Origin of the sequence: Thiohalocapsa sp., assembly GCF_019695415.1 — a bacterium.
Classification (GTDB): domain Bacteria; phylum Pseudomonadota; class Gammaproteobacteria; order Chromatiales; family Chromatiaceae; genus Thiohalocapsa.
Window position 1 is genome coordinate 1 of the sequence record NZ_JAIFKJ010000323.1, and the last position, 4,003, is coordinate 4,003.

The following is a 4,003-nucleotide window of genomic DNA, read 5'->3' on the forward strand; positions in this document are numbered from 1 at the left end:
CGCGGGTCAAGCAGTACATCCAGGAGCTGATCTACAACCTCAACGTGCCGAGCCGGTGGGGTTGTCAGTGCGTCGATGCCGAGACCGAGTGCCTGACCGAGCAGGGCTGGAAGCGCTACGACGAGATTGGACCGGGGGAGCGCATCGCCACCTTCGATTGGCGCAACAACCGGCTGGAGTACCTGGAGCCCCTGGCGGTCACCGCCTACGACTTCGACGGCGACATGTACGTGCTGCGCAACCGCACCCAGGAGCAATGGGTCACGCCGCGGCATAAGGTCCTGCGCAAGGTCTTCAACTCGGACGACCGCTGGATTCTCGAGGACATCGAGGATGTCGCGGAGCTCAAGTCTCCGGTCATCGTGCCCAATGCCTGGGAGACCGACTCCACAAGAGAGGTCGATGACAAGCTGGTGATGCTGCTGGCCTGGGTGGTCGCCGAGGGCAACATCGATCTGCATGACGGTCGTCGCCGCGTCAGCCTATGGCAATCCATCGGCAATCGCGAGAACGCCGCGGAGATCGAATGGTTGCTGACCGAGCTGGGACTGACCTGGCATGAGCGCCAACAGACCGGTACCTATGCCAATCATCCCGTACGTCGGTATCGACTTAACGCCGAGGGCAGCGACTTGGTGCTGGCGCACCTCGAGCGTAAGTGCGTGCCGGGCCTCATACGCACCCTCTCCGCGCGACAGATCCGCTTGTTCCTCGACACCTATGTGAAGGGCGACGGCAGTGTTGAGCCGAACGGGCGCACGCGCATCTACACCAACGATGCCGCCAATCTCGATGCTCTGCAGGAGCTGTGCGCGCTGGCGGGCTACGGAAGCACGGTCTATACCCGCAAGGACTCCGGCGTCCATGTACTCAACGTTATCCGCAACCGCGAGACCTATATCCAGCTCATCGAGCGCAAGCCCTACAAGGGCAAGGTCTGGTGTCCGACCACCCGCAACGGCACCTTCGTTGCGCGCCGCCGCGGCAAGACCTTCATCACCGGCAATACCCCCTTTACGAACCTGACCTTCGACTGGGTCTGCCCGGAAGATTTGCGCGATCAGGTCCCGGTCATCGGCGGCCAGGAGCAAGCCTTCACTTACGGCGAGCTCCAGGCCGAGATGGACATGATCAACCGCGCCTACATCGAGGTGATGACCGAGGGTGACGCCAAGGGCCGGATCTTCACCTTCCCGATCCCCACCTACAACATCACGCCGGACTTTCCGTGGGAGAGCGAGAACGCGGAGCTGCTGTTCGCGATGACGGCCAAGTACGGTCTGCCGTACTTCCAGAACTTCATCAATTCAGAGCTCTCGCCCAACATGGTCCGCAGCATGTGCTGCCGGTTGCAGCTGGACCTGCGCGAGCTGCTGGCCCGCGGTAACGGGCTCTTCGGCTCCGCGGAGCAGACGGGCTCCCTCGGCGTGGTCACCATCAATTGCGCGCGGCTCGGTTACAACTATGCCGGCAACGAGGCGGGGCTGCTCGGGCGTCTGAACGAGCTGATGGACCTGGCTAAGAAGAGCTTGGAGCTGAAGCGAAAAGTGATTCAGCGCCACATGGACGCCGGGCTCTTCCCCTACACCAAGCGCTATCTCGGCACCCTCCGCAACCACTTCAGCACCATCGGCGTTAACGGTATCAACGAGCTGATCCGCAACTTCACCCACGACACCGAGGACATCACCACCGCCTGGGGCCGTGGCTTCGCGGCGCGGCTGCTCGATCATGTGCGCGAGCGGATGGTGCAGTTCCAGGAAGAGACCGGGCACATGTACAACCTGGAAGCGACCCCGGCGGAGGGGACCACCTACCGCTTTGCGCGCGAGGACAAGAAGCGCTGGCCGGATATCATCCAGGCCGGCACCGAGGAGGCGCCGTATTACACCAACTCCTCCCAGCTGCCGGTGGGCTACACCGACGACGCCTTCGAGGCGCTCGGGATGCAGCAGGAGCTGCAATCCAAGTACACCGGCGGCACCGTGCTGCACCTCTACATGGGTGAGCAGGTCAGCTCCACAGACGCCTGTAAGCGCCTGGTGCGCCGCGCGCTCACCAACTTCCGGCTGCCCTACATCACCGTCACGCCCACCTTCTCCATCTGCCCGCACCACGGCTACATCGAAGGTGAGCACGAGTTCTGCCCGAAGTGCGATGCGGAGCTGGTGGAAAAGAAACGGGCGCAGCTGGCAGCACTCCCGGAGCACCCACAGCAGCACGATGTCCAGCAGCCGCAACGCGCGACAGGCTGAGTACAGACGTTCGCGCAAATCAACGCGAGGAAAACACGAGCGGCTAATAGCGAAGACCGAACAGGCTGACAGCCGCCCCCGTACTCCGTACCTCGTACTTTTCGAACTTCGCACTTCGAACTTTGAAACCCCCACCAACCCAGGAGCCTAATCCATGACCATCGACACCATCGAAATCCACGACGAAGAGCGCACCCGCTGCGAGGTCTGGACCCGCGTCATGGGCTACCACCGGCCGGTGAGCGCCTTCAACGCGGGCAAGCAGTCCGAGCACCGCGACCGCGTCTGCTTCAGCGAGCAACCGACCGGCGCCCACATCGAGCGCCGGCGCCATGCCGCGCAGGCAGCCTGATCCGCGCCTTGGGGGAAACAGGTGCGAGCGAGCGCAGACAGGCAAGGCGAGGCGTGCTCACCGAGTACGCCGGAGCCTGACCCGATGCGGACGACATCTGAACGGCAAGCCTCCCTACGCATCGGCGGTCTCACGCCGCTGACCAGCGTTGACTACCCGGGCGAGCTGGCGGCGGTGGTCTATTGCCGTGGCTGCCCCTGGCGCTGTCCCTATTGTCACAACGCCGACCTTCAGGACCCGGAAGGCCCTTCGGAGCCGGCCTGGCCGGAGGTGTTGGCTTTCCTGGAACACCGCCGCGGTTTGCTGGACGCGGTCGTCTTCTCCGGCGGAGAGCCCACCGCCCAGCAGGCGCTGCCCGCGGCCATGGCCGAGGTCCGCGAGCTCGGCTTCAAGGTCGGGCTGCACACCGGCGGCCCCTACCCGGAGCGCCTCGCGCAGCTCCTGCCGCTGGTGGACTGGGTGGGACTCGACATCAAGGCCCTGCCCGAGGACTACCCGCGCGTTCCCGGCGTGCCGGCCTCCGGGGACGGCGCTTGGCAGGGCATGCGTGTGCTGCTGGATGCGAGAGTTGACTTGGATGTCAGGACCCCGCCGATGCCGGGCATGGATGATCCGGCGTACCTCGACCGGTTGTCGGAGCGGCTTGCCGAGGCTGGGGTCGGCTGTTGGGCGCTGCAGCAGTGCCGTGAGGTTGGAGAAATGGATTCGTCGGGGCGGCCGCGCCGGCTGGCGGAATCCGACCCAGACGTCTTGAACGCCGCGCGCCGATTCGATCGGTTCCTCCTGCGAGCCGCTTGATCGTCGCGAGAGCAGGTTTCCGAGCGCTGTGGCGGACGGGCGTATCGTGCTGGACTGCAAGCGCCGGCCCAGCAACCTGCAGCGGGAGGCCCGGTGTGATGCCGTGCGGCAGGGAGCTCCTTCTTCGGTGTAACCTGCCGAACTGGCGGGTTCTACGGAAGGAGTTCACCGCCAGTAGCGCCTTCTTGTCCATGGCCGCCCGGCGGTGGTAGGTTATCCGGAAACGGTACGATCAATTGTTAGCTAACGAACGCAATTCGAACCAGAATGAAGCGCGCCAAGGGACCAAAATTTCTCCGTTTCGCCCTTCCAGTGCTGGACGCCCTCAGAGACCTTGGCGGCTCTGGCAAACCGGCTGAGGTCACGGACGCAGTTATTGAGACGCTTGCTATCCCGGAAGAAGAACAACAAGAGACGACCAAGAACGGTAACTCTCGAGTTAAGAATCAAATCGCCTGGGCCAGGTTTTACCTGGCGAAAGGGGGATTCATCGATCCATCCGAGCGCGGCATTTGGCGGACCCCGAATGGCGGGGAAACCGCCACGTTGAGCGATGTTGACATATACGACATGTTCAAATCTGTGACGGGGGAAATGA

4 protein-coding genes are annotated in these 4,003 nt (G+C 63.6%); all 4 read left to right on the forward strand.

Annotation, left to right across the window (positions count from 1 at the left end):
* A partial coding sequence (locus tag I6U14_RS09280; RefSeq protein ID WP_296898707.1) for a ribonucleoside triphosphate reductase occupies window positions 1-2,255 on the forward strand: 2,255 nt, incomplete at its 5' end.
* 154 nt (window positions 2,256-2,409) lie between these two features.
* Window positions 2,410-2,607: an anaerobic ribonucleoside-triphosphate reductase gene (gene nrdD, locus I6U14_RS09285; protein ID WP_296898709.1), complete on the forward strand. Its 198-nt coding sequence runs from the start codon at window positions 2,410-2,412 to the stop codon at window positions 2,605-2,607.
* Window positions 2,608-2,691: 84 nt separating this feature from the next.
* On the forward strand, window positions 2,692-3,405 hold the full coding sequence (locus I6U14_RS09290) for an anaerobic ribonucleoside-triphosphate reductase activating protein (RefSeq protein WP_296898711.1): 714 nt from the start codon (window positions 2,692-2,694) through the stop codon (window positions 3,403-3,405).
* 267 nt (window positions 3,406-3,672) lie between these two features.
* Window positions 3,673-4,003, forward strand: a 331-nt coding sequence (locus tag I6U14_RS09295; protein WP_296898712.1) for a winged helix-turn-helix domain-containing protein, incomplete at its 3' end; no start/stop codon positions are given.

What these genes read in the sequence shown, in the direction of transcription:
- nrdD (WP_296898709.1), top strand. Translation starts at nt 2,410, where the DNA reads ATGACCATCGACACCATCGAAATCCACGACGAAGAGCGCACCCGCTGC.
- I6U14_RS09290 (WP_296898711.1), top strand. Translation starts at nt 2,692, where the DNA reads ATGCGGACGACATCTGAACGGCAAGCCTCCCTACGCATCGGCGGTCTC.